Annotated in this window: 22 protein-coding genes; 8 read left to right on the forward strand and 14 right to left on the reverse strand. The window is 36.2% G+C overall.

Annotated features, from left to right (window positions below; genetic code table 11):
• Positions 1-6: 6 nt before the first annotated feature.
• The 5 genes from Q4489_RS11630 to Q4489_RS11650 all read left to right on the forward strand — a co-directional run bounded on the left by Q4489_RS11630 (position 7) and on the right by Q4489_RS11650 (position 3,744).
• Entirely contained in the window at positions 7-606 is a 600-nt protein-coding gene (locus tag Q4489_RS11630; RefSeq protein WP_303480533.1) for a 3'-5' exonuclease, read from the forward strand.
• Between the two features lie 58 nt (positions 607-664).
• On the forward strand, positions 665-883 hold the full coding sequence (locus tag Q4489_RS11635; RefSeq protein WP_303480535.1) for a hypothetical protein: 219 nt from the start codon (positions 665-667) through the stop codon (positions 881-883).
• A 10-nt stretch (positions 884-893) separates the two neighbouring features.
• Complete coding sequence (locus Q4489_RS11640; protein ID WP_303480537.1) at positions 894-1,088, forward strand: hypothetical protein; 195 nt, start codon at positions 894-896, stop codon at positions 1,086-1,088.
• Positions 1,089-1,300: 212 nt separating this feature from the next.
• Positions 1,301-2,482: a hypothetical protein gene (locus Q4489_RS11645; RefSeq protein ID WP_303480539.1), complete on the forward strand. Its 1,182-nt coding sequence runs from the start codon at positions 1,301-1,303 to the stop codon at positions 2,480-2,482.
• 17 nt (positions 2,483-2,499) lie between these two features.
• The gene (locus Q4489_RS11650; RefSeq protein WP_303480541.1) at positions 2,500-3,744 is read left to right on the forward strand and encodes a Dyp-type peroxidase domain-containing protein; all 1,245 of its coding nucleotides are present in this window, start codon (positions 2,500-2,502) and stop codon (positions 3,742-3,744) included.
• A 300-nt stretch (positions 3,745-4,044) separates the two neighbouring features.
• Here Q4489_RS11650 and Q4489_RS11655 read toward each other — a convergent pair whose 3' ends face one another.
• From Q4489_RS11655 to Q4489_RS11670, 4 genes are all read right to left on the reverse strand, one after another.
• Positions 4,045-4,683, reverse strand: a complete 639-nt coding sequence (locus Q4489_RS11655) for a bifunctional 2-polyprenyl-6-hydroxyphenol methylase/3-demethylubiquinol 3-O-methyltransferase UbiG (RefSeq protein WP_303480542.1) — start codon at positions 4,681-4,683, stop codon at positions 4,045-4,047.
• Positions 4,684-4,835: 152 nt separating this feature from the next.
• Positions 4,836-6,113: a serine hydrolase gene (locus Q4489_RS11660; protein WP_303480544.1), complete on the reverse strand. Its 1,278-nt coding sequence runs from the start codon at positions 6,111-6,113 to the stop codon at positions 4,836-4,838.
• A 103-nt stretch (positions 6,114-6,216) separates the two neighbouring features.
• Positions 6,217-7,368: an AraC family transcriptional regulator gene (locus Q4489_RS11665; protein ID WP_303480546.1), complete on the reverse strand. Its 1,152-nt coding sequence runs from the start codon at positions 7,366-7,368 to the stop codon at positions 6,217-6,219.
• Between the two features lie 97 nt (positions 7,369-7,465).
• Positions 7,466-9,319 carry a serine hydrolase gene (locus Q4489_RS11670; protein WP_303480549.1) on the reverse strand — a complete coding sequence of 618 codons (1,854 nt, stop codon included), beginning with the start codon at positions 9,317-9,319 and terminating at the stop codon, positions 7,466-7,468.
• A 113-nt stretch (positions 9,320-9,432) separates the two neighbouring features.
• On the opposite strand from Q4489_RS11670, the gene Q4489_RS11675 reads away from it, so the two are divergent.
• A complete protein-coding gene (locus Q4489_RS11675) occupies positions 9,433-11,241 on the forward strand; it encodes a histidine kinase (RefSeq protein WP_303480551.1) in 1,809 nt (602 codons plus the stop codon).
• A complete protein-coding gene (locus Q4489_RS11680) occupies positions 11,241-11,951 on the forward strand; it encodes a LytTR family DNA-binding domain-containing protein (protein WP_303480554.1) in 711 nt (236 codons plus the stop codon). The genes Q4489_RS11675 and Q4489_RS11680 overlap by 1 nt, the downstream gene beginning before the upstream one ends.
• Positions 11,952-12,305: 354 nt before the next feature.
• On the opposite strand, the gene Q4489_RS11685 is transcribed toward Q4489_RS11680, so the two are convergent.
• The 8 genes from Q4489_RS11685 to Q4489_RS11720 form a co-directional block, all read right to left on the reverse strand.
• Positions 12,306-12,482, reverse strand: coding sequence for a DUF1328 domain-containing protein (locus Q4489_RS11685; protein ID WP_303480557.1), 177 nt, complete (start codon positions 12,480-12,482; stop codon positions 12,306-12,308).
• 201 nt (positions 12,483-12,683) lie between these two features.
• Positions 12,684-14,675 carry a response regulator gene (locus Q4489_RS11690; protein WP_303480560.1) on the reverse strand — a complete coding sequence of 664 codons (1,992 nt, stop codon included), beginning with the start codon at positions 14,673-14,675 and terminating at the stop codon, positions 12,684-12,686.
• A gap of 51 nt (positions 14,676-14,726) precedes the next feature.
• Positions 14,727-15,182: a response regulator gene (locus Q4489_RS11695; protein WP_303480562.1), complete on the reverse strand. Its 456-nt coding sequence runs from the start codon at positions 15,180-15,182 to the stop codon at positions 14,727-14,729.
• A gap of 24 nt (positions 15,183-15,206) precedes the next feature.
• Positions 15,207-16,688, reverse strand: coding sequence for an ATP-binding protein (locus tag Q4489_RS11700; RefSeq protein WP_303480565.1), 1,482 nt, complete (start codon positions 16,686-16,688; stop codon positions 15,207-15,209).
• A gap of 15 nt (positions 16,689-16,703) precedes the next feature.
• Positions 16,704-16,934 carry a histidine kinase gene (locus Q4489_RS11705; protein ID WP_074499180.1) on the reverse strand — a complete coding sequence of 77 codons (231 nt, stop codon included), beginning with the start codon at positions 16,932-16,934 and terminating at the stop codon, positions 16,704-16,706.
• A gap of 34 nt (positions 16,935-16,968) precedes the next feature.
• Positions 16,969-18,324 (reverse strand): sigma-54 dependent transcriptional regulator, encoded by a 1,356-nt coding sequence (locus Q4489_RS11710; RefSeq protein WP_303480567.1) that lies wholly within the window; start codon positions 18,322-18,324, stop codon positions 16,969-16,971.
• Between the two features lie 400 nt (positions 18,325-18,724).
• The gene (locus tag Q4489_RS11715; protein ID WP_303480570.1) at positions 18,725-19,306 is read right to left on the reverse strand and encodes a porin family protein; all 582 of its coding nucleotides are present in this window, start codon (positions 19,304-19,306) and stop codon (positions 18,725-18,727) included.
• A gap of 326 nt (positions 19,307-19,632) precedes the next feature.
• Positions 19,633-20,235 (reverse strand): acyloxyacyl hydrolase, encoded by a 603-nt coding sequence (locus Q4489_RS11720; RefSeq protein ID WP_303480573.1) that lies wholly within the window; start codon positions 20,233-20,235, stop codon positions 19,633-19,635.
• 459 nt (positions 20,236-20,694) lie between these two features.
• On the opposite strand from Q4489_RS11720, the gene Q4489_RS11725 reads away from it, so the two are divergent.
• Positions 20,695-21,126, forward strand: coding sequence for an MAPEG family protein (locus Q4489_RS11725; protein ID WP_303480575.1), 432 nt, complete (start codon positions 20,695-20,697; stop codon positions 21,124-21,126).
• 74 nt (positions 21,127-21,200) lie between these two features.
• Here Q4489_RS11725 and Q4489_RS11730 read toward each other — a convergent pair whose 3' ends face one another.
• A complete protein-coding gene (locus tag Q4489_RS11730; protein WP_303480578.1) occupies positions 21,201-21,593 on the reverse strand; it encodes a hypothetical protein in 393 nt (130 codons plus the stop codon).
• Between the two features lie 242 nt (positions 21,594-21,835).
• A complete protein-coding gene (acnA, locus tag Q4489_RS11735; RefSeq protein WP_303480581.1) occupies positions 21,836-24,547 on the reverse strand; it encodes an aconitate hydratase AcnA in 2,712 nt (903 codons plus the stop codon).
• Positions 24,548-24,581 lie beyond the last annotated feature (34 nt).

Raw genomic sequence — 24,581 nt, forward strand, 5'->3', positions numbered from 1 at the left:
GATGCCATGGGTATTGAATGTAACGATATGACGTTAGATGTTATGCGGCAATCATATGATATCATGATGATTGTAGACATAGAGCACACTTGCAGCCATGATGGCTCTATACCGCCTGATGAGCGAGAAATCATCGAGATTGGCGCAGTCGTTGTCGATATGAAATCTTTAGAAATCATTGATGAGTACTGCGCGTTAATTCGGCCACAACGGCACCCCCTAGTTAGTGACTTTTGTACTCAAATAACGGGGATTACTCAATCAGAATTAGATAATTCAGACGATTTTAAAACTGTTTTTTCAGATTTTTTGCATTGGTACCCAAAGACCTCAAAAGTGCTATTTGCAACTTGGGGAAGCTACGATCTAGTTCAAATAAATATTGACTGTGCATTCCACAATCTACAACATTTTTCGCCCGACGCTGTGTTGAATCTAAAAAAGACATTTAAAAAAGTTAACAAATTGAAAAAGCCTGTTGGCTTAGCTCGAGCATTGGAATTATGTCAGTGTGAATATAACGGTAGTCGCCACCGAGCTCTTGATGATGCTAGGAACACCGTACAGTTACTGCCGTTTATTTTCAGCAATATAAAGCCTTTTTAGATAAGGTTTGATTGACGTAGCTTTCATTAGCGAGCGCTAAATTCATTGTAGGTTAAATATGAAACATCAAAAAACTCCAAGTGATAACTCTTTTAAAACAGCGCCATTAAAGAACGCTGGTGTTGAGCTTGGAGATAAATCAAAACGGCTAGATCTTGAAGCATTAGTTACGACCTCTGCAATTATTGATGTGCAAACGAGTCGCGGTTTTGTCAATGTTCCTTTTTGTCAATGTTCCTCAAAACAAAGAAGCATTGCACCCTGCACGGTATTTTGAGGGATTGTATTTGTCTAAGGCCGCAGCAAAGGGATTTAGTATTCAAGAGGTAATAGATAGTCTAGATATATCTGATGAACATTTTGACGATTTTTTGAATGAGAAAGTGAGTGTTGATTTAGGCTTCGCTAAGAGGCTAGAGCTCATCACAGGTATGCCCTTCGATTTCTGGTTACGTACTCAAAACAAGTTTGATGATTCATAAATAATGAGAGAGCTAAATAATATTCTGCGGCAAATTTTAAAAACAGAGCTATATTTATTGTGCAGTTGATTAAATGGAGCTTTATTGAGTGCATCCAGCCATTAGTATCTCTAGACGCTCCTAATTAAATTTATATCTAAAAGTGAATCTTTTATAGGGAGCATTAAATGTTTAAATCACCAGGGGGTCTTGAAGAACTAGACCATGAATCATTGAGGGTTTGGAATGACATGATCATGAAAAACATTGAACGGCAATCTGCAAGCCGTTTTTTCAAGTCAAATCCAGATGATATTGCCAACGGACAGGAAATTGCTTCAGTTAGATGGAGTGGAGCTCCGGCCGAGCCAAGGTTTTGTTTAAATAGGGATTGGGCTCAAAAATTATCTGATTGGAATATTCGTGGACGCCATGAAACACACAATGAATATTGCGAGTATCGCGTCGTAACAGCTGTTGATGCTCAAGGGCGAGTGCGTCCTAAGCGAGTTGAGTTTACCTCTGAACTTAGAGAGTATTGGGTTGTACTTGCAATGAAAAACCCTCAGGGGCTACAAAATGCAGTTGAAAATATAATAGGTCGTAAACCAACATGGCGAGAACTTTACGATCACGATGATCCATCATTATTGAATGAAGATGAGTTAAGAGTTCGGTTCAGTATTATGGTAGCCGGTAATGGAAATCATCGTGACCTGATTGATGCCAATGTTCCTTCACAACCCCAAGGTCCACTAAATAGAGATAATATATTATTTCTTACACACCCGATTAATGGCCTAGATGATTTGATTTATGTAGTAATGTTTGGTGCTACCCCATATAAAGTTAACGATAGTTCAGGCGAAAGAAAAGCCCTATTACAAGAAATATTTCGAGCATTTGGAGTGGAGCATTTAGCTTGCCGCAATGCTGACCCAGCTGCTGCGGCTGGTCCATTTGATGTAGTTTCAGAAGGAAGAGAAGTGGCGTTCGCGAAAAATTTAGGAATGTATCTTCGTCCGTTAAACAAAGAAATTTTCGAATATAACGGCAATTCCATTCCTGACGCTTGGATAAAGTATTCCAGAGGAAATGAAGGAATGTATCAAAGGTTGGTAATTGGCCCGAGTGACGCAGACAACGCTTACCTAGATGACATTTATTTAAAAAAAGGAGCAGCAAAAGAGCGTATTATTGGCGGATATCAAATAGCTGAAATTCTTGAGGTTGGTCCCTTAGTTGTTGTTGGAGATCCTAGTATTGTAAACCCTTCAGATGTTAAGTTTGTACCCCCAAGTCCTTCCGCTATTAACTGTAGTCAAGCTGGTGTGTGTTCGAGAATGAAACAGCTGAAAGATGATTATTTGTCCTCAAACATAGTTATTTCCGGCGGTAGCCGGGGCGGCATATAGTAGGATATGGAGGAAATATGGATAACCGTATCCAAGAAGGAACCAATTGGGACATTGGAGCTAAACCCAAAAGCCACTTAAAGCTATTGATACTTGAGACAACTGAAAATACTAGTTCAAAAGATTTACGTTTAGGGTTAAAAAGTATTTGGCAGGTGCTTCAGTCGTTAAAGAGTGGCGTTGTGCCTTCATTGGGTTCTGATTATCCAGTGGATCCAAAAGAACTAGAAGTATTAATAGGTTATGGACACAAGTTCTTTGAAAGAGAAGATCTTATAGTTCCTACACCCGAAGGAATGCTCTTAACCAACCGATTTCCTCAACCAAATAATATTGAGTCAAAGCAAGTTATCCCTGGTTCAGGAATAATTTATGACGAAGATATTCAAGAAAATGTTGCTGATGCAGAGTTGGTTATACAATTAACCGCAAACTCTCAGCTATCAGTTAATAGAGGACATGTTGAAATATTAAAGCTGCTAAACGCTATGGATGAAGAGAATCCCTTGGAAACAGGGCGTATAAAAATCAAGGAAGCATTTGATGGTTTTGGTAGAGAAGATCATAGGAGCTGGATTGATTTTCACGACGGAATTTCAAACCTGAGAAAAGGAGAAGAAAGGAAACAAGTTGTAGCTATTAAACCTGACAATTCCGGTGGGCAAGATTGGACTCATAATGGTACATACATGGTTTTTATGAGGTTACCAGTTAATCTAAAGGTTTGGAGTGAAGTACCATACAATGAACAGGAAATACTTGTAGGCCGAACAAAAAAGTCAGGTTGTCCGATAATTCGAATAGCCCCTGATGGAACTCCGGTCCCAGATCCTCGATGCCCTGTGTCTGGTACACGAGAAATCACGGAAGAAGGAAATGAGCAATTTAGGGAGCCATCTGCTGTGGTTAGTGACGAAATAAAGTTAAGCCATGTTCAACGAGCAAACCATCACAGATCACCTGTATTCAAGCCTGACTCTAGAAGAATCTATCGCCAAGGGTTTGAGTTTGTTGAATCGGTTGGTAATACAGGTGATTATCGCGTAGGTCTTAATTTTATTAGTTTTCAGGATGATCCAGATCGAGTTCTGTTTATTCTTACGCAGCCTGATTGGCTTGGAAACCTTTCATTCGGAGGTGATCCAAATAATCAGTACAATGGAATTGATAAATTAGTCACAGCGAGAGCTGCTGCAACTTATTTTGTCCCTCCGGATAACACAGAGGTTTTATTTCCAGGTGAGAACATGTTTCCAAGATAATATCTCTCGTCAATACTGATTTCATTATTGTGAGCATCGAAAGTTATTTACTATTTTACTTTCCATCTTTGTTTAAATCACAATCTGCCATCAAGTTAGGTTTGCTATATTCTACTTTCCAACTTTGATTGAACACACGCGAAAAACCTAAGCTGATTTTTAAAGGAAAGTGATCAGTGGTCACTTTCCAACTTAGTTAAGCGATGACAAGAGTAATAAAGTGCATACTGAAACCGTCTTGTCTATGCTTGATTTATGAACATAGATAAGACGATTTTTTTGTGTAATTATTCCCTGAATTTATAATATGGTTTTTTTTGCGACAATAAAAATCGATTCATGGCTTGTTCTCCACGCTAGTTCAATAGAGAACCCTGCTTTTGTCAATTTATTGATAAGTTGCTTTTGGGTTAAGTAAGTAACATAAGGTGCTAAGCCAACAAATTGCATTATTGGAATTAAACATTTAAGCATTATATTTACCTCGCCTATTAATGAGGTACTTGAAATAAAAACGCCATCACTATTTAATAGTGTGTAAACATGATGTATTGAGTAATCAACATCTTCTAAAAGGTGAAGAATATTTAATCCTAAAATCACATCATATTTTTCCTTATTTAAGTCAAGGTCCTCAAGGGTATTTTGTTGAAAAATAATGTTTTTAACTTTTTCTTTATCTGCTTTTTTTTCAGCTATTTCAATCATTTTTTCAGAGATATCAATTGCAACTATTTTTCTTACATAGGGCGCATGAATGATAGCTGTGCATCCACTACCACATCCAAACTCTAAAACGTTACTGTTTTTATTTAAGTACTGTTGTGTGATTGTTAATTTTTTTTGATAAGTCACTTCATCTTTAATCGTACTTTTAGCATATTTTTTAGCGCTTTTATCCCAAAACTTCTTTGAATCTATCATCAGTTTACAATCCAATATTTTATTGACAGTGCAGAGTTGTGTTAACGTCTACAAGCGGAATGCTTTAGGCGATACGTATTTGAACGTTGGCATGATTACCACACAATGTTTTAAAACTTAATGTATGCTGCTGAACCAAAAGAACAAATACGTCATAAGCCAAAGATCTAGTTAATAGCAGTAAATAAAAGCGCTTTATCTAACCCTCGTAGAATCTCTAGTAACCAATCTTTCTTTTGGGGGGCCGTTTGATTTAACGTAAAGACAATACTCGTGCCTGTTGCGGGTATATAATACATACCACTTCCCCAAGCCCCATCATGGCCATAAACAACAACAGTTTTATGTGCTAGTTGATATTCTTTTCTCTTAAGGCCAAATCCGTAAGAAAAGTTATCATCTTTAACATTGACTGTTTGTTGCATTTTTTTAAGGGTATCAATGTCTTGAAATAACTTATTATTAAATAAGTTATTTACGTAGAAATTTAATTCCTCAATACTAGAGACTATTCCGCCACCTGCCCAATCAAAAGACGTATTTAAGCCGCTTGCAATGACATCTATATTTTCATTAATACCATAAGGTGCTAAATTTGAGTAGTGATGCGCAGGCCCCTTATTTGTATTCGTTTCATACCATTCTAAGTAAGAGGCGTTCATTTGTGAGCGAGAATAAATATCAGCTTGATAGTTATCTGCTAAACTCATGCCTGATAACTTTTCTATAATGATTCCTAGTAATAAATAGTTAGTATCAGAATAATGATAATTTTCACCTGGAGTATTTATGGCGTGTTGATTCATACCACTGGAAAAGAAATATTTTAAAAGACTCTCACTATTCCAAAATTGCTTGGAGATGCCAGAAGGTTGGATCCCCGTTAAATCTAGAATCTGTAAAGCCGCCATAGAATAAGATTCTGCGCTGTTATTCGGTGCTTCAGCAATGTAATCACGCAGCCCACTCGTATGATTTAATAATTGTTTAATTGTTAAGGACTCTCCATGTGATACGCCGTTTATTTGATGTATTTCATTTATTGTAAAATGATCTGGCATATCACTGTCTGTAAGAATATTGCTGATGGGTGTTGAAAGTGTAAGATTACCTGCTTCAACCATTTGCATTATTAACGTGGCTGTCAATGTTTTACTAATACTAGCTATACGAAAAGGTGTTTTTATGGTCATTTCTTCACCCGTATTAGGGTATGCAACTCCTCCTGCTTTATGCCATGAGAAGTGTTGTTTCGGGCTTTCGACACTTATGGCTAAGTTGATAATATTAGGGTCGGCCGATGCATCTAGATAAACATCGCTAAGTTTATCTTTTGCTATTCCGTCTAGAAAAAGAGTGATTTTTTCACTTTCACCTCCACATGCTGTCATTAGTGTTAATAAAAAAATAAAACATATTAGTGTTAACGATTTTGAATTACCCATTTTTTGTCTCAGTGTTTGTAAAAACGACATTTTTAGACGAAACAATCAAGTTGTCTTCCGTTCCTATAGGATGGGAAGGTATAAATTCAATTATTGTAGGGAGTTAACTCTTTTTATTGCGTTGCCTATATTCAGATGGCGACATTGAAGTGTCTTTTTTGAAGGCGTTATAAAAAGTTGTTTTAGAATTGAATCCAGAATCCATGGCAATTTTTAATACGGTGTCATTGCAGTTAAGTAAAAGCTGTTTGGCAAACTGCACGCGATAACTATTAATAAACTCAAAGAAGTTTTTATTTGTTTCTTGATTGATTATCTGGGAGAGGTTGTGAGGAGATAAGTCTAAAGCCTCTGCTAAGCTAGATAAAGACAGTTCATTATTCAAATAAGGCTTTTCTCTTTCCATAAATTTCAAAGTAGACTGGCATAACGTTTCTGCTAATTCCGAGTTTAGAGAAGATCGTTGATACTTTTTGTTCTTAACATTAGTTGCTTTATTATCGACTAGATCATGTATATCTATTCTTAGTTTTTTAAATATATTTATTTGCTGTAACCCAAAAATATTTAAACTAATAACCAGTAGAGCACTAATGACATGTAATGCAATGGGTAATTTATCTGAAAATAGCTCTCCTGTTAATAAGGTGATAATTAACAGGCACCAAATTATAGCAATGCCACTTGTTATCGCTTTTAGCCATGTTAATGATATCTTTTCATTAAATGATAGCTGTTCGAAGATAAGTGTTTTGTAATCTGCTAACAGCCTAAAACAGGCAGGGATATAATAACTCCCTTGAACAATCACTACTGTAAAGAATAAGAGCAATGTGAGAAAGAATAACATATCAAAATATGTGTCTTGTGCATCACCATTTAAAAGCTCAAGTAAAAAGTTGCTATCTAATAATATCATGGGTGATATCATCAAAAATAATAGCAGCGAAGGCGTAAAATGTACAAGTAAAGACCCTTTGCGTTTACCTCCAACCATATCTGAAATATACGCGTAATATAAGGGGAGAAACAATCCATTTATAGGAAGGATAATGAGTGACAAATGAGGGAACTTTGTATCTAGTTCGGTGATCTCAATAACACCTTCAACTAGACTGATTGTAAGTAATATACAAAGTGCTATTAACCATTTGTGAGTGCTGTTGACGTCATTTTTTTTACCAAACATCGCAATAGTTAAAACAATTGATTGGATAATACCAATTGCAATCAGAATAATATGAAAACTTAGCATCCTTATGTAGATTTCCTGATAACTTAACCAAATTAAAGCAATGGAGGTACACTCTTACCGTAGTGTAACCTCATCGTCTTAATTTAAACATCTATAATCATTTTAATTTTTTGATCATCTTTTTTGCATTTAAATTATCTGGATTTAGTTGTAAGGAGTGTTGGTAGTTTGCAAGGGCTTCCTTATTATCGCCCATTAACAGATAGGCTTCAGCTAAACTATCAAATGCGTTAGCGTCATTAGGGTAAAAATGGCTATAAACTTTAAAGAAATTTAGTGCTACGTCATAGTTCTTATTACCTAAGGCATTATATCCTGCATTGTTCAATGTATTAGCGGACAAAAACCTTGAATCAGGATAGTTTTTTTTCCATTTTTTATATGTATTCAATGTTTTGATATAGTCTGCGTTTGAGGCGACTTCAAACGGAAGTAATTCATTTTTATCAAGCTTGCGCATAGCATATTCTTTCAAGCCACTTTCTAAATTATTTAACACTAAATAAGGTTGCTGAGATGTTGGGTGTCGTTCAACACTGATTAAGTTGGGGTTATTAAATAAAGCAAATTGACCGTTTCCTTGATAGTACATTTTAGCGTTTGTATTTCCTTGAGCCTTGTCAGAATACATTAACTCATAACTGTTGTCGGATGATGTTAATTTGATTTCCACAATTTGGTCAAACGGTGATAAATATCGGCCTGAAATTTTGTTTAATTGTTCGCTTGACGCAAGGGCTGTTGCTTTTAAAGGTTTCGACCAGTTCATTTTTTCTATCGTTGCGTTGACTAGAGCATCAATTGCTGGAGCTCTATGTTCTGTCGTTGCGTTCATAAAGATCATTATCCCTTTACCGCCCTGCATCGTTGACATTATATGCCCGCCAGTACCTGTGTTAGACCCACCGTGTGAGAACCACTTCAGATTACCTTTACCTTCAAATCGCATCCAACCTGGTGCCCATCCGCCAGTTTTTTTCAGTGTATAGGTCGCTGTTGTAGTACGCGCGACAAAGTTTGAGATAACCTGCGTTTTTTTACCTGCAAGTGCTTTTTGGTATTCAATAGTAAACTTAGCCATGTCTTCAGATGTGCTCCATAAACCTGAAGGTGCTATTTGTGGGCATATAGGTATGCCATCACGAATTACTTTTTGCTCTCGATCGTGTACCTTAGCGATGTTCGTTAAAAAATGTTTGTCACCGTTTTGATACATTGTTGTATTATTCATGTTTAAAGGCTTAAAGATCATTTCTTGAGCCAGTGCTTGTAAGGATTTCCCTGTTATATCTTCTATAGCTACTTGTACTATAACGTAACCACCGCCACTATATTGCCAGTCAGCATCGGGCGGAAATAACATGGTGATAGGGCTTTTATAACGTGGCAATTTTTGACCATCAAGTACTTCAAGTATTGTAGGAATATCATCTCCTAAGTGAAAGTCTGCATAACCGCCCTGGCTCATTCCTGAAGTATGCGCTAATAGTTGCCTGATTGAGATTGAATTTGATGATGAAAAAGCAGAATTAGGTAATTTCCATCGTGTTAAGTAATGGCTTATTGGTAAATCCAAACTTAATTTACCTTGTTCTGCAAGCATCGCTGCAATTGTTGCTGTTACTGGTTTAGCTATTGACGCTGTAGAAAACGCGGTGTTTTTATCTATTTTTTCTTTGCTGTCTGAATCTTTAACGCCAGCAACCTTTGTGTAAATAATTTTGTATTGATTAACAACAGTAAAGCTAAGCCCTGGAATTTTGTAGTTATCGATAAATTGTTCGTAACTAAGTTGCTTGTCTTGAAAAGAGGTAAAATGTGTTAACTTTTTGGCATAGTTATCGTTTACAAATGAAGGTTCTTTTTCTACATCACTAGCCAGACAAGTTGATGCAACTATGCAACTTAATGCCATAAAGAGCTTAAAGGTAACATTAATAAATTGATTCATAGCTATTTAGAGTATCCATTGTGTGAATTTAGTGTATTTTGGCGTACCTAATGGTTTCAATTCGCTATAAATGCATCAACTGCTCGAATAATTCCTGAACATCTCGAACGCAGGTGTATTTTATTGGTAAGATAACGGGATATCTAAGGGGTGATATTTTGTCAAAAAATCTGCTTATATTGATATTGATACTTGCTAGTTATTCAGTTTGTGCAGGCAAAGCTGATTTTATTATAAGTAAACATTACTACTTAATAGATGATGATAATGTTAACTATTCTTTACCTGTTAAAAATCGCGTAGCATGGCAAAAAAAGACTTTTAATGGAATAAAGAGTTCAAAAAAAATTCGCTGGGTACAAATTGACTTTGACCTTGAAAAACAGTTTCAAGATCCTTTAGGTGTGTATGTTAGTATTTTAGGTTCTTTTGAAGCTTATTGGGATGGCGTTTTAATTGGCCAAAATGGTCGTGTTGGCGATTCTTTAGATTCCGAAGTTGCCGGTAGTATTGATAAAACAATGCTCATACCTAGTGAACTTAGTGGTAAAGGTGTGCATACCTTAAGTTTACGAATGTCAAATCAACATAGTCCGAATGATCTTACTCACGTGTCGTTTTCTGCGGTTATTGCCCAATATGATCACTTGATCCAATTACCTTTCAAACAATCAAGTTTGCCATTGATCATGACAAGCGCTTTATTTTTAATTGCCTTATATTCACTTTTCATTTTTATTACCAGCTACCGTGAGCTGAGTTATTTATTATTTAGTATGCTTTGTTTAAGTATATTGTTACTTATTTTTGCTGAATCTTGGCGGGGAATTATTTCGTATTCTTACGACTGGCAAATCCCACGTTTACAAATCGTATTAGCTCTCTCGTTATTAACTTCGCTACTTTTTACATGCTTTTTTGCTTGGTTTTTCAAGCTACCTCAAAAATATCGTATAGCGTGGCTTGTTTTAGTTATTTCCTCGCAGGGTATGTTATTAATTACAATTTCAGGATATGACAATAGAAGCTTATACACCTTTTTAGTTGGAATTATTGGTGCTGTGGGGATTTGCGTGCAGGCAATTTTAACTCATCAGGCTAACGCAAAATTGATGTTAATTGGTTTGGGGTTGTTCATCGCGCCGATTTTTATCAATAGTTATTCGTACATGGATCAGTATTTCTTTCTCTCTTTTGCTGGGTTGATATTATTAATGCTTTACACACTTGCTCAAACTATGGGGGTGAATACAAAGTTGTTAGAGAAAAGTAAAGTGAATGCTAGTCGACTAGAGCTGGAATTAGTAAAGCGAAACCTACAGCCTCATTTTATTTTAAATACATTAACTGCAGTGGAAGAATGGATTGAGGATTCACCGACAACAGCCGTGAAGTTTATACATGCATTAGCTGATGAGTTTAGGTTTATGGCTCAATTATCAGCAAAAAAAACCATCAATGTACGAGATGAAATAAGCTTGTGCCAGTCGCATCTAAGGGTAATGGGATATCGTTCAAATATTGAATATATGTTATCTAATCAAATAAGCAACGTGAATGCTTTAATTCCCCCAGGAATTATTCTAACTCTAATCGAAAATGCAATTTCACATAACCATTATCAACAAGGTCAAACAACGTTTATTCTTGAACAAAAAATAACGAATACAACACAGTGCTTAACTTTCATGGCTCCTGCCAATGGAAGCGAAAAACAGTGTTCTATTACCGTTAATGCATCTAACAACATTGGTGCTGGTATTGGCAATAAATATATAGCAGCTAGGCTTGATGAAAGTTTTATCAATAAATGGAGTATGAAAGAATACTTTGAGAACAATCACTGGATTACAATAATTATAATTCCTTTTGCTATCAATGATAGCCACCTGACTAGCCATGCTATTACTAAGGATACCTAATGAAAAAAATATTAATGGTTGAAGATGAATTCATGGTTGCTAAAAGGTTGAAACGCTTTATTGAAAATGCGTTTAATGAACAAAAAATTGAACTGCATATCTGTAATAATCTTTACGATGCCCATGATTATTTAGTCGACCATATTATTGATGTTTTATTTTTGGATTTAAACCTACAAGGCCAGAATGGCTTTGATTTATTGAAACATAAGTTATGTGAAAGTTTTCATACTATTATTGTTTCAGCTAATAGCGATAAGGCAATAGAAGCATTTGATATTGGTGTGCTTGATTTTGTGGCCAAGCCTTTTACCCAAGAAAGAATTCAAAAGGCGGTTAATCGTTTACAACATAAATCTCAGGGAACTTGTAAGTATTTAACCTACAAGCAACTAGGAAAAATAGAGCTGTTACCAATAGAAAACATTTTATACATCAAGGCTGATGGTCATTACAGTGTTGTCATGACTCAAGTAAATAAGCGTAGATTAGGCAACAGTATTTTACATGAGAAAAACCTAGATAAACTGTTAACTTTACTGCCTGAAGATTTTGTAAGGATACACCGTTCATTTGCTGTTTCATTAGCTAATGTTCGATCAATTGTCAGCACAGAAGGCAGTCAATATTATGCCCAACTATACAGTGGAGAACAAATACCTGTCGGACGTACACGGGTCAAACATTTAAAAGCCAAAATAGCTGGGTAATTAACTATTGACGCCATAGTCTCTTGTTAACTTGATGTCCTAAAGATGTAATTGCGACAACAAAAATTGAAAGATTTTTACGTTAAATATTCTAATATAGTTGAAGTATAAAACCTCAACTTCGATTGATAGTTCTAAAATTAGAAGTCTAGGGTGTGAGTGTTTTTATCGCGATTTGCAACTATCGGATGAGGTTAGAACATGGGCTCTATGCCAGTATTTTCCTTATACAATATGGAAATAAAACTCATTAGTGGTATGACCCTAAAGTTACTTCCATCCAAGTGTTATACTGGCATAGAGTTATTCATTCATAGACATTCTAGTGTTTAGTTAAACTCAAAATTAAAACCGCTAAACTTTTGGACCTTTGCCCCGTACTGCATTAGCGACTAATGAGATAACCAATAAAGCGACGAAGATAAAAAATATTATTTTTGCAATACCTGCAGCTGTACCTGCAATACCACCAAACCCAAGAATTGCAGCAATAATGGCGATAACTAAAAAAGTAAGTGCCCAATTTAACATGAAATTTCTCCTTTATTTTAATGATTACACTACCTATACGTAAGCGATAGTTATGCCAAAATTATGTTGTTGTTATTTAAGTATTTATTTTTAAAATTAGAAATAAAAGAATAAACGAAAGGTAAAAATTACAGAGGAATAGTGTAGTACTTGCACAGTAAAGGGATTAAAAAGATTAGATGATGCTAAACGTGAGTGTGATCAACTTTCATTAAAATGTTGTTGCAGCATAGCTAAGTTAACGGGTTTAAGAAGTGCATTGTCAGCACCATATTGGCTGAGTTCTTGTTGTGAAATATCATTCCCACTTACGATGGTTATAATTGCGTTAGGGACTTGTGTTTTTAACGTTGAACTTAATTTTAAACCGTTACCATCGGGTAAATTCATATCTATTAGTATATATTGCCAATTAATATCTGTTTTTAGTATCTCGTTTGCTTGTTTGATGTTGTATGCAATTTTAACTTGATTACCCATTCTACCAAGTAATAACGCCGTAATTTCAGCAGAGTCAGCATCATCTTCGATAAGCAAAACTCGTTGATTCGTATTTTCATCATCGATATCGTTATGTTCTGTTGTTGTGTTCGTAATCTTGTTTGTTTTTGGCTTCTGAGTAAGAGAACTTAGCTGCTGTTTAATTTTTTGGTGTAACTCGTATTTATCAATAGGTTTGGGAATGACGTCATTAAATCCTAAGTCGTAGAGTTCTTTACGTACTCCTCTCATGGTTGCTGCGGTTATCGCAACAATTGGAGTGTTTATACCCATCTCTCTTAGTTGTGCTATTGCTCGCTTACCGTCCAAAACCGGCATATGAATATCCATAAGCACTAAATCATAGGGGCTTTTAATATTTTGTGCTGAAACTATTTTTGTAATAGCTTGCTGACCATTATTAGCATAATCTACATTAAGATCAAAAGATTGGCAGGCATAGCCGATTAATCGTCTAACGTCATTAATGTCATCAACTATTAAAATATTGCCTGACAGTTTGCTTAGTGATTTAGTATTTGATTGATAGTCACTACGCTTAAAGGATAATTTTTTTCGTACAGAAGTTGTATTAATTCCAGGATCGATATAAAAGGTAAATTTGCTTCCAACTGCCAATGTTGATTCTACTGAAATATTTCCGTTCATGTACTTTAATATTTCACTGCAAATAGACAAGCCAAGCCCAGTACCTTCTTCGTTGCGTGACACTATATCTTGCACTTGTTCAAACGGTTTAAAAATTGTTGATAATAAATTTTCAGGGATGCCAACACCAGTATCGGTAACTGAAAAATATAAACGAGTATTTTCGCGGGCTTCCTCTAGCCATATATCAATTTTTACCGAACCCTGGTTAGTAAATTTGATGGCGTTATGAATAATATTGATCAGTATCTGACGTAACCTAAGTGAGTCTGTATTAATTTCTACAGGTAACACCGACTTAGTTGATATGTCTAAATCTATCCCTTTATCTTTTGCTGACATTGACATTAGCGTATATACATCAGCGATAAAGCTATCAAAGGAAATAGGAGACCGGTTTAACTCAAACTTACCTGCAGCAATTTTTGACAGGTCGAGCACATTATTTAATAGTCCGAGCAAATGTTTACCATTATTCAATATAGTGGCTAATTCTGGCTGTATTACTTTATTGTTTTCATCATTTAGCAGTAACTCTGTATAACCAAGTATTGAGGTCAATGGAGTGCGAAGTTCATGGCTTAGATGCGCTAAAAATCTATCTTTTGAGCGGTTCTTAGTTTCAGCTTTTATACGTTCAAGACGTTCATTTTCAATGTCTTTTCTAGCTAAAGCATAGCGTATTGCACGGTTAAACCTTGCTCTATTGAGATCTGACTTTACAAGGTAGTCAACTGCGCCAGCATCCAATGCATTATTGTCTAATTCAGTATCTACTTGCCCAGTAAGCATAATAATGGGTACTGTGCAGCCTTCTTCGTTGGACTGTTTAAGCACAGATAACCCATTTAACCCACCGAGTTGATAGTCTAATAAGCAAATATCGTGATTATTTTTTTTCAGCAGCGCTAAAGCCTCACTAGAATTATCAACCCAGTCGATGTCGAAGTGATGATTTTTCATCTGTTCGAGATAGTCACACGTGAGAATGTAATCATCTTCGTCATCTTCAACTAAAAGTATACGTGTAATTTGCTTAGACATAGTTTAATTTTATTTACTTATGTGTTGTAAGGCTTTTGATGGCTTTGCTTGTTAAGCATTATCAGATGGAGGAAGCTCAACAAACTCCACCCAATATTTACCTAACGTTTTCATTAACTCTACTAACCCTTCAAAATTTACGGGTTTAGTGATATACGATGCCGCGCCAAGGTCATAACCTTTAACCATGTCTTCTTCTTGTTTTGACGTCGTTAAAATAACCACGGGTATACTTCTAAGTGCCGGATTTGCTTTTATTTCCTTTAAGGCTTCCCGTCCGTCTTTACGGGGCATATTTAAATCAAGCAATATTAAGCCTGGTCTAGGTGCGTTTTCTGAATCTTGAAATTTACCCTCATGCGTTAAATATTCGATGAGCTCAACGCCGTCTTCAACAAAATGAAGTTCGTTTAATACTTTGCTCTCAATTAGCGCATCTTGAGCAAGTAAACGATCATCTTCGTCGTCATCCGCCATTAAAATTACAATTGGTGTGCTTTTTCTCATGTAATAGATTCCTTTTACCTTTAATTAGGCGTCAGTTGTTGGTGCAATATAGTTATGTGGTACTCGTATTGTAAATTCGCTACCTTTATTAATTTGGCTTTTTACCGTAATTGTACCGCCATGTCGCTCTATAATTCGTCGACAAACCGCCAAACCTATGCCTGTTCCTTTATAAGTCGTTCTAGCATGCAGACGTTGAAAAGGAATAAACACTTTATCTTCAAATTCTTGTTCAAAGCCAATGCCATTATCGCTTACCGTGATTTCATGCCATATCGTTTCGTTACGTAAAATGGGATCAATTACTGTTTCTTGATGATGGCTAATACTAATTTGAGGTGCAATATCTTTATGTCTAAACTTAATTGCATTACTAAGTAAATTTAAAAATAGCTGATTAAGTTGAGTGATATCCCCGTTAATCTCAGGTAAGTTTTGATATTTGATAGTTGCTGAACTTTCTTGAATGGCGATTTCTAAATCTTCAATAACATCGGAGAGTACTTGTTCAAGTGATACGGTTACTAATTCTTTTCCGCGGGTATTAATTCGTGAATATTCTAATAGATCATTGATTAAGTTAGACATACGCGAAGCGGCATTATTCATACGGCTGATGAAATCTACACCTCGTTCATCTATTACATCGCTATAATTTGTTGCGAGTCTGTCACCAAACGCTCTTATTTTACGTAAGGGTTCTTGTAAGTCATGTGAAGCAACAAAGGCGAAGTCTTCTAACTCACGGTTACTTCTTGTTAACTCTTCAGAATAAATGGTTAATTCTTTGGTACGTAAGTTTACCTTTTCAATTAATTCTTTATTTTTATCTTCTAAAGACTGGCGGTACAGTAATTCATTTCGATTATTGAGTCGAACAAGTACACCAAGGCCCACAAGGAGTAATAAACTTGTGAATGCAGAAATACTAAAGGTGAATTTTGCTTCTTTTTTGGTTAGTGCTAATTTTTCATACAAGCTATTACGGTAATCAACTTCACTATCTTTTATCTCATTAAAGATTGTTTCCATTTCTTTGTATAAGTTTCTTCCTCGTCCAGTCAACAACATCGCAATAGCGCGCTTTTCTTTATTATCCAAGGCAAGTTCAACGGTTGTGCTCAGCTCTATTATTTTTATTTCAACTAAGTCAGATAGTTCAACTATTTTCTTCGTTTGGTTTTTGATGTCCGATTCTAACAATCGTACTAATTCTATTTGTTTAAAAACTTGCGCTATGGCGTCTTTGTAAGGTTTTAAATATATTTCTTCTTCAGTGAGTAAATAACCACGTTGACCCGTTTCCGCTGATAATACTAAATTGTGAAGTTCGTCTAAATTAAGAATAATTTCGCCAGTATTAGTCATTTTTCTTTGTACAACGGATAAGTCATCAATGGTTTTTACCGCCAAGAGTACATTAATAGAAATGACACTTATCACAATAATAAAAATGATGGCCCATGATATCTTTTTATTATCTAATAACCTTTTTATATATAACATTATCAGTTGGTTACCTTAGCTTTTAGCTGATTTTGATAATTGCTCAAGTGTGTGGCTACATGTTTGGCATGACACTAATATTTTGTTTACAGCGTCAAGCGCTTTATCAGTGGGCATATCATTTTCGAGTACTAGTTTAATAAGTTCTGCTTGCATAGATATTCGATTGAGAGGACCACGAGCATCATGAATCAGTTGGTTTAAGTCACGCTCTTCTGACTGCTCATTAGTTTGATGATCATTCATGTTGATTTCTCCATGCATTGGTTATTAATTGTTGTTAATCTTCTAATTCTCCGTAGGAATGTAGGCGGTTGTATAACGTTTTAGTACTGATACCTAACATTTTTGCAGCTAATGATTTATTGCCATCTACATCGTCAAGGGTAACGCGAATTAATTCTTTCTCTACATCTTCAATCGTGCGACCAGCACTTAAACTATGTTGATTCTCTGAGACAGAAGAGAAAGGTGAACGGAAGTCTTTTGGTAAAGTTAAGTTTGTTGCGTCAACATCAGACATAATGAAAGCTCGATGAATCGCATGGCGTAACTCTCTTATATTACCTGGCCAGTCGTAATCGGTCAGGCGTTGTATTTGCTCTGCGCGCCATTGATATGTGCGATTATATTCTTTATTTAATTCTTCAAGAAATGCAGCTGCTAATAACGGAATGTCTTCTTTTCGTTTTCGTAAGGGTGGAATGCTAACGGGAAACACAGCAAGTCTAAAATAAATATCTTCTCTTAATACTTTGCTTTCCGCTATTTCTTCTACAGAGCGATTAGTTGCTGAGATTACTCGACAGTTTACGTCTATTTCTTTTGTGCCACCAAGAGGGGTTACTTTATTACTTTCTAGCACACGTAATAAATTTGGTTGCATATCGATTGGCATTTCTGTTATTTCATCTAGAAATAATGTGCCGCTGCTGGCGCGTAAAAATACGCCATCTTTTTTACCAATGGCACCGGTAAAGGCACCCTTTTCATGGCCAAATAGTTCGCTGGCAATTAAATCTTTGGCTAACGCCCCACAGTTAGTTGCAACCATTTCAGCTTCGCCATTTGCCGCAACATTGGTTGCGTTGTGTATGGCTTGAGCGACGAGTTCTTTACCTACACCACTTTCACCTAATAACATCACGTTAGCTTTGGTTAGCGCAATACGAGATATTATCGTATATAATTCTTGCATTGCTTCAGACTCACCAATCAGACAATCAAAATGCTTTTGAGGCAACCTGCTGTTTGTCTTATTTTTATGTGGAGCATTAATTGGCTTTTCTTGTCGTGATAATGCTTGCTCTAAATCTTCACGCTGCAAGGGTTTGGCGATATAATTAACTTTAGGGCCACATAAACCGGCCAGTATACCTTTAACTAACGGGTGACCTGTAATTAATGTGATGTAGGACTCATGGTTAGAATTTTTGAGGTGATCTATTAAATGTAAGCCACTACCGTCTGGGAGCATAAAATCTAGAAAAATATGATCAAAGGTAGTATTTTCTAACCACTCATATGCTTCTTTTAAAGAGCCGGCAGTACAAATATCATGACCTAAAAACTCAATAATATGGCAAGCAACTTCGGTAAATTCAGCGTCATCATCGACTAATAATATTTTTAACACTTTAATCCCTTGGGTTCTTAAAATATCTCTTGTTACATGGTTGCAACAATTGAGTCTTTACTCTTGTGTTTATAAGTGTACCTTATATGTGTGGTGATTGGTGGGTTATTTCAAGCGTTTTAATTGCTAATTACAAACTTTATTCTTATTACGAAACAATTAACTAGCTTAAAATCATTTTTATCTAAAAATAAAGCTGTTGATATCCAATGTGAATATATTGCCGTTAAAATTTATAAGGTGAAACAGTATAAAGCCCGATGCATCTTAAGCATCAGGCTTTACGTAAAAGGTAATTATTAATAAAAGGTGCTTAGTTACAGGTTTCTATCAAGATACTAATCCTTTTGCGGTAATGATTAACCTGGGCATGCAGGGGTAACACATTTAAAATCAATAATTAAAACCTATATTCAAATCCTAATGATGCATGTTTTAAATCCGTTGAAAAATTTGCATCATCAATATCGTCTGTTGCGCTATCTACATCTAAGTCATTGTCATATAGGGTATAATCAATTTTAACGCTCCAGTCTTCATTAATATGGTAACTCACACCAAGACCAGCAAACAAACCTTCATCGTCATAATCGTTTTTGACGCCAAACACCGAATAATCGGTTTCGTACCACAGTTGTCCACCGCGAACATAAACGCTCACATTGTCTGATACTGGCAACCCTAATTTGATGCCTAAGGTATACCCATCAGTATCAGCATTAGTTAAATCATTACCGTAGTTACCAAAATCAATAAAACCACCTTCAATTGCAAAGTGTTTATTAAACCCATAGCCTAAGAATGCTTGATATGCATCTTTGTTATCATCAAAATTATCGTCGCCGTCTGCTCGTAAATAACCATAGCCCGCTCCAATATAAACGCCTTCGGCATCAGTTTCGTCATTATATGTTTGAGCTTGAACGTTAGTACTTAATAAACCAGCGGTAATAAGTGATCCTAACAATATTGATTTTTTCATTACATTCTCCATTGTTGTTTGTCATTATTTACACTGAATGCTGTTATTCAGATAACTCATTATATTCAAGCGTCGTGCCAACCCTAAAAGCAATAAAATGCTATGTTTTTGTTTGATAAGTAGGCGATTCACAGCATTTCATGAGATTTTTATAATGCACTATGAAAAAATTACAGACTTTGTGGAACGTTTTAACTCATAGTTCAGACACCTTGTAATATGAGCATCAACGTAATAGAAGCGAGCTGTTCACTGTTACTATCATTCTGTCATTTTTCGACAACTCGCAACGATAAATTTAGGGGCTGTTGATTATTTGTGTTTGTTTAAAAACGATAGATATAAGCTACACTCAAGAAATCTAATCCTGGGTTCTTAGTATTGAACCCACCATTTGAGTAATGAATATAACGAATGGCAATTTCAGAGTTTTGGTTTTTATCCAAACCAATTAGCAAGCCCAAACGATCTTCAAACTGGTAGTAACTGCCAATATCAACACCGCCAAATTTTTCATTATGTACGTAAGCTACACCAATACCGAATTCTAACGTAAGTGGATAATGTTTAGAGAGGTTAGGTAAGGCTTTTGAAAAAACAGGCGAAAGAGAGACACCATATGTTGCTTCATTTTTAGCGCTGCCATGTAAATCAAATAGATTGAGGCTTGTTTCCCATGATAAACGAGTATTGCCAATTAAAGGAATGTTCAAATCATAGTTAAAATCTGGCCGGTAAGCTAATCGCATGCCATGCATATCGCTTGCCCCTGTCATGTATTCAACACTGAAGGCTTGTTTGTTTCTGTCGGGGAGTTGAGTTGCCGTAGTTTTCATGCTCACTGTTAATATAGCAATTAACAGCAAAAACGAAGAGAGAGCATTTGTGCGTAGTAATGCGTTATAACGTGTAGGTTTATAGCTTGTCATTTTGCGAGTTCCGTTAATTAACGAGCAATGAAATTAACAAATTTGCATTCGCTCATATTGGATTAAATAATCATGTGTGTAGATTGATTAGCAAATAATAAGCCAGCGCAATGTTGTTAGTTTTTATTGGCAATTTAATAACATAGCATCAACAAAATACGACTGCGTAGCCATAATTAAGTGATATCAAATTAATGTATTTCGTTTGACTGCCTACGTGAATTGTTTATCAAGATTATTTAAATGTTTAATTAATATGAACGGTTTACAACGGTTGTGAAGCTTTTACATACTAAAATTCAGTCATTTACTATGATTATTCAGCATTAGCGTCTATAAATTATGTAGCTTAGCTACTTGATGGTAATGTTCCATAAAATATCAAAATGTTACCTTAGGTATAATAATGGCTACTTTGAAGCTATAAAGCATTCAAAATTTATAATAAAGGAAGTGATCATGAACGAAGTTGCGTACTCTGCTTACTTGGCGTTTTATTTGTATTTAGTGATGCTACTCATTCAATGGATGGTAGCAACCTTTACAAAGGCCAAACAACCCAATGCCATTCCAGGTAAAATTAACAGTGAGTTGTCTCATAATAGTTTTGTGTTTAGGGCACATCGTACTTTTCATAACACCTTAGAAAACAGTGCCCTTTTTGTTGGTACGGTTCTTTTCGCCTTCTCACTTAACTATCAAAGCTCTATCTTTGCAATTTGTGTGTGGGTTTACCTTGCAGCGCGTATTGTGCATATGGCTTTATATTATGGTATTGCAACGGAAAAAAATCCGAGTCTGCGAAGTTACTTCTTCTTAATTGGGTTAGCCGCTAATGTTGTTATGTTAATAATGATAGGGCTAAGGTTAGCTCACATCAATTGGTATTAAATTAGTACATTGGAAATACTCATCAATTGAGATTTATAGCGCCAAGCTAACAGGCGGGGTAAGTCATAATGTTTTTATTGGAAATTAGTATTGTAACCAAGGGAACTCAGCCAGTTTTTAGCTTCACTTAGACTGTCAAAATAAGCGATTTCAACTTTATTTGGGATGACTTTATTCATCATCCATTTTGAAATCGCATATTCCTGACCACACACAGCACAATGACGAAATCCTTTCTCTACAAAACGAGTGGCTAGTTCGTTACACATTTCCATTTCTTCAGGTATTTTGATGGGCCAATTGCTTATATCATCGATTACCGCCCATTTTTTATCGTTAAATTCTTTTGCATGTTCCAGCAAAGACTCGCCAAATCGATTTTTGTAGCCATCAACTGCCCAGTCTTCATCAAAGGATAATAATAATACGTCGGAAGTAGAGCAAATATGGAAATCATGAGCAGACATGGCACTTCCTTTTTATTTAATGACTGAGTGCAATAGCGTTTAGTTGAACCCAAAGGGCAGCGAAACTTTGTTTAATAACTATACAAAAGGTTGCGTGACTTAAATAAAGGAAAAATTATGTCGTTTAATCATTTAACAAACACTTTCATCCGTGATTTTAGCCTTAACCTTTTGTAAAGAATATACCAATCTCTTCATAGTGCGCTTAGAGCTGTTCAAGTATGTGAAGCAACGTTTGTTGCTTACACTAAGCTTCTGAGCACATATTGAAGAATGCCGCCATGGCGAAAGTATTCAAATTCATTTGGCGTATCGATACGAATATCAGCTTCAAAACTTAAACTATCCTGATCTTGCCTTAAAACGTTTACTTTCACTTGTTTTTGGCCTGCTTCAATCGCTTGAATTGAAAACTGTTCTGTACCATCTAAATGATAGGTATGTGCCCCTTCTTCTTGCTTAAATTGCAAAGGTAAAATCCCCATTCCAATGAGATTAGAACGATGAATTCGCTCATACGATTCAGCAATAACCGCTTTAACGCCTAACAATAATGGTCCTTTAGCAGCCCAGTCACGTGAACTGCCTGTACCATATTCTTTGCCAGCTATAACTATGGTGGGTATATCGTTAGCGATATATTGTTGTGCAGCCTCGAATACTGTCATTGATTCACCAGTAGGTTGCTTACGTGTAAAACCACCCTCAGTACCGGGGGCAAGCTGATTTCTCAATCGAACGTTAGCAAAAGTACCGCGCATCATAATTTCATGATTACCACGTCTAGAGCCGTAAGAGTTGAAGTCTTCTAGTTTTACGTTATTGTCACGTAAGTAGTCAGCTGCAGGAGTATTATTGCCAATAGAACCGGCTGGAGAGATGTGATCCGTGGTGACACTGTCCGATAGTTTTAGCAAACAACGTGCATTTTTAATCGCTTTAATTGGCTCAGGCTGTCTAGGCATATTTTCAAAAAAACTGGGTTTTTTTACATAGGTACTTTCTGGCCAATTATAAATTTCAGCGTTAACTGTTTTTAAGTTATTCCAAATTTCTCCGCCATCATAAACCGAGCCATACTTTTCTGAAAACATCGACTTGTTAACGACACGAGTGATGACTTCTTGAATATCTTGTTGGCTTGGCCATAAGTCTTTCAAAAATACGGGTTTGCCAGTATTACTAATACCAAGAGGCTCTTTAGTAATATCTACTTTCATATTACCCGCTAATGCATACGCTACGACTAGTGGCGGTGATGCCAAGTAATTTGCTTTAATATCAGGATGTATTCTTCCTTCAAAATTACGGTTACCTGATAGAACAGACGCTACCGTTAAGTCGCCTTCTTTGATGGCTTCTGAAATAGCTTTCGGCAATGGGCCAGAATTACCAATACACGTTGTACACCCATAGCCGACTAGGTTGAACCCCATAGTATCAAGAGCTTCAGATAAACCTGCTTTATTAAGGTATTCAGTGACAACTTGAGAACCAGGAGCAAAGCTTGTTTTAACCCAAGGCTTAACGGTTAATCCTAATTCGTTGGCTTTTTGTGCTAAAAGTGCTGCTGCAACTAACACCGATGGATTTGAGGTGTTAGTACAACTAGTTATAGCTGCGATTACTACTGCGCCTTCGTGTAAATCAATATTTTGCTCGTTGTGACTGTATGAAACGAATGTTTTTGTCCCAATATGTTCAACACCACCTTCACTGTCAAAGCGTGCTTTTTGTCTATCGTCAGAAACAATAGTTAGTTCTTTTTGCTCTGAGAGCCAATCGTTAAATGCGACTTTGGCTTGATCCAAATCAACTCGATCTTGAGGACGTTTTGGTCCAGCAATGGCAGGAACAATAGAGTGTAAATCTAACTGCAATGTTGCGTGATATTCAGCATGTTCTTGAGCTTCACTCCCCCACATTCCCTGAGCTTTAGAGTACGCTTTAATAATGTCTATTTGCTGTTCACTTCGGCCCGTTAATGCAAGGTAATTTGTGGTTTGCTCATCAATTGGAAACAAACCACATGTTGCACCATATTCAGGTGCCATATTGGCAAGTGTTGCACGATCGGCTACGGTTAAATGTTGTACACCAGTACCAAAAAATTCCACATATTTACCAACAACACCAAAGGCACGTAACTGTTGTGTTAAGGCTAATACCAAATCGGTAGCTGTTGTTCCAGGAGGTAATTGACCTGTTAGTTCTACACCCACAACTTCGGGTATAAGCATAGTAACCGGTTGACCTAACATGGCGGCTTCTGCTTCTATGCCACCTACGCCCCAACCAAGCACACCTAAGCCATTTATCATGGTTGTATGAGAGTCAGTACCAACTAACGTATCTGGGTAAAGTAGTGGTGTATCTTGCTGCTCTTCAACAAAAGTCACGCTCGCTAAATATTCCAAATTTATTTGGTGAACAATGCCTTTTCCTGGCGGTACTACTTTGAAGTTATTAAATGCGCTTTGTCCCCATTTTAAAAACTGATAGCGTTCTTTATTTCGCGCAACCTCAATTTCAGTGTTACGAGCAAATGAATCTGTATTACCGAATTCGTCGACCATTATTGAATGATCAATGACTAGATCGACTGGTTTGAGAGGGTTAATTTTATTAGGATCGCCGCCTAAAGCTAACATTGCATCGCGCATAGCCGCTAAATCGACGACGGCAGGCACGCCGGTGAAATCTTGTAATAGTACTCTGGAGGGAACAAATGCTATTTCAGTGTCAGCAAACGTTGTTGTATCCCACTTGGCTAAGGTTTGAATATCTTCTGGCTGAACATACTGCTTATCGCTGTGACGTAACAAGTTTTCTAATAAAATTTTGGCGGTAAGCGGCAACCGTTTAGTATCAAACGGTAATTTAGTTAGGTCGAAGTAATGATAATTTTTACCTCGCACTGTCAATGTCGATAAATGTTGATTCGGTGATGTCATTTCCCTCTCCTTTTTGTCGTTAACAGCGCATTTT

Source organism: Thalassotalea sp. 1_MG-2023 (assembly GCF_030546745.1).
Taxonomy (GTDB): Bacteria; Pseudomonadota; Gammaproteobacteria; order Enterobacterales; family Alteromonadaceae; genus Thalassotalea_C.

What these genes read in the sequence shown, in the direction of transcription:
- Q4489_RS11630 (WP_303480533.1), top strand. Translation starts at nt 7, where the DNA reads ATGGGTATTGAATGTAACGATATGACGTTAGATGTTATGCGGCAATCA.
- Q4489_RS11635 (WP_303480535.1), top strand. Translation starts at nt 665, where the DNA reads ATGAAACATCAAAAAACTCCAAGTGATAACTCTTTTAAAACAGCGCCA.
- Q4489_RS11650 (WP_303480541.1), top strand. Translation starts at nt 2,500, where the DNA reads ATGGATAACCGTATCCAAGAAGGAACCAATTGGGACATTGGAGCTAAA.
- Q4489_RS11660 (WP_303480544.1), bottom strand. Translation starts at nt 6,113, where the DNA reads ATGGGTAATTCAAAATCGTTAACACTAATATGTTTTATTTTTTTATTA.
- Q4489_RS11665 (WP_303480546.1), bottom strand. Translation starts at nt 7,368, where the DNA reads ATGCTAAGTTTTCATATTATTCTGATTGCAATTGGTATTATCCAATCA.
- Q4489_RS11670 (WP_303480549.1), bottom strand. Translation starts at nt 9,319, where the DNA reads ATGAATCAATTTATTAATGTTACCTTTAAGCTCTTTATGGCATTAAGT.
- Q4489_RS11680 (WP_303480554.1), top strand. Translation starts at nt 11,241, where the DNA reads ATGAAAAAAATATTAATGGTTGAAGATGAATTCATGGTTGCTAAAAGG.
- Q4489_RS11685 (WP_303480557.1), bottom strand. Translation starts at nt 12,482, where the DNA reads ATGTTAAATTGGGCACTTACTTTTTTAGTTATCGCCATTATTGCTGCA.
- Q4489_RS11690 (WP_303480560.1), bottom strand. Translation starts at nt 14,675, where the DNA reads ATGTCTAAGCAAATTACACGTATACTTTTAGTTGAAGATGACGAAGAT.
- Q4489_RS11695 (WP_303480562.1), bottom strand. Translation starts at nt 15,182, where the DNA reads ATGAGAAAAAGCACACCAATTGTAATTTTAATGGCGGATGACGACGAA.
- Q4489_RS11700 (WP_303480565.1), bottom strand. Translation starts at nt 16,688, where the DNA reads ATGTTATATATAAAAAGGTTATTAGATAATAAAAAGATATCATGGGCC.
- Q4489_RS11705 (WP_074499180.1), bottom strand. Translation starts at nt 16,934, where the DNA reads ATGAATGATCATCAAACTAATGAGCAGTCAGAAGAGCGTGACTTAAAC.
- Q4489_RS11715 (WP_303480570.1), bottom strand. Translation starts at nt 19,306, where the DNA reads ATGAAAAAATCAATATTGTTAGGATCACTTATTACCGCTGGTTTATTA.
- Q4489_RS11720 (WP_303480573.1), bottom strand. Translation starts at nt 20,235, where the DNA reads ATGACAAGCTATAAACCTACACGTTATAACGCATTACTACGCACAAAT.
- Q4489_RS11725 (WP_303480575.1), top strand. Translation starts at nt 20,695, where the DNA reads ATGAACGAAGTTGCGTACTCTGCTTACTTGGCGTTTTATTTGTATTTA.
- Q4489_RS11730 (WP_303480578.1), bottom strand. Translation starts at nt 21,593, where the DNA reads ATGTCTGCTCATGATTTCCATATTTGCTCTACTTCCGACGTATTATTA.
- acnA (WP_303480581.1), bottom strand. Translation starts at nt 24,547, where the DNA reads ATGACATCACCGAATCAACATTTATCGACATTGACAGTGCGAGGTAAA.